Origin of the sequence: Vibrio sp. Vb1755 (assembly GCF_033338635.1) — a bacterium.
GTDB classification, from domain to species: Bacteria; Pseudomonadota; Gammaproteobacteria; order Enterobacterales; family Vibrionaceae; genus Vibrio; species Vibrio alginolyticus.
The window spans coordinates 1-1,402 of record NZ_JAWOTA010000152.1 but is presented as its reverse complement, the minus strand read 5'-3'; the positions used below and the strand labels follow the sequence as shown (position 1 = coordinate 1,402).

The 1,402-nt window shown below is 48.8% G+C and carries 1 protein-coding gene; it reads left to right on the top strand.

Annotated features, from left to right (window positions below; all coding sequences use genetic code 11):
* Window positions 1-1,402 (top strand): alpha-glucosidase (gene ygjK, locus R7E00_RS23450; protein WP_318124630.1); only part of this gene is annotated, 1,402 nt, incomplete at both ends.

The window sequence follows — 1,402 nt, the reverse complement described above, 5'->3', positions numbered from 1 at the left end:
CGCGATGGCGCATTTCAACCCAGATGTTGCGATGGACAACATTCGCACGGTATTCCAAGAGCAAGTTCAAGCTGATGACAAGATTCGTCCGCAAGACAAAGGCTACTTGCTGGATGTGTTGACGTACACCAAACCTGTTAGTCGTGGTGGTGCTGGCTCTGAAAACTGGAACGAACGCAATACGAAACCATCGTTGGCGGCATGGTCTGTGATGGAGGTGTATTACGCTCTCGTGAACCAGTTTGATCGCCCAGAAGACGCGCAAAAATTCATTGATGAAATGTATCCGAAGTTGGTGGCATACCACGATTGGTGGCTATCCAACCGCGACCACAACCAAAATGGTGTGCCTGAATACGGCGCGGCAGTAGACCCAGCACACAATACAAAAGAAGGCGTGATGTACGTTTGGGTAGAAACGCGCGATCCTAACTTCACGACCATTATTCCTGCAGAAGACATCATCGAGCAAAACGGCAATTCTTATAAAGTAAAAGGCATGGCGTCTTACAATAAGATTCTCGATGAAGTGGATTACATGACGATTCACGTCGGCGCGCAAGAAGCGGCGGGCTGGGAATCGGGTATGGATAACGCGGCTCGTTTTGGTTTTATCTACAACATCCACAACATGAATTCGCAAGCTGAAGACATCAGCAATCCAGACAGAAATGTGGATCAACTTGGTCGCTACGCGGCAAGTGCGTATGGTTTTGATAACAGCATCAAGCTGGAAGGCGAAGAGTGGGTGTACAGCAATACGTCAGCGGAAAACTTAGCGAAACTCGATCTTGCGAAGAAAGATTGGGAAGTTCGTTTTGCAGAAAACCGCACCAACAATAACGCAGCGGACGGTGAGCTGCTTGGCTTCTCTATGCTGCAAGAATCGGTGGATCAAGCCTCTTACATGTACTCAGACAACAAATACTTAGCGGAAATGGCGAAGTTGGTGTCCGATGGCGTAGAAGGTAAAGACCGCGCGCAAGAATTCCTGAACGGCGCAGAAAAAATCAAAACGTACATTAACCAATGTATGTTTGATGAAAGCACAGGATTTTTCTACGACATTCACTTAAATGTGGCTGAAGATGGCACTACTCCTGAGCCTCTTGCAAATGGCTGTGCGGGTTTGCCGATTGTAGAGCGTGGACGTGGCCCTGAAGGTTGGTCGCCGCTGTTTAATGGTGCAGCAACGCAAGAGCATGCCGATAAAGTGATCGCGGTGATGCGAGATCAAGACGAGTTCAACACGCCAGATAAATTCCAAGGAACGGGTGTGCCTTTGCCGACCGCATCGCAAACCAACCCTGCTTACGGTAAAGATGTGTACTGGCGTGGTCGTGTATGGCTAGACCAAGTGTACTTTGGCTTCCGTGCGATGGAAAACTACGGCTACAAAGAC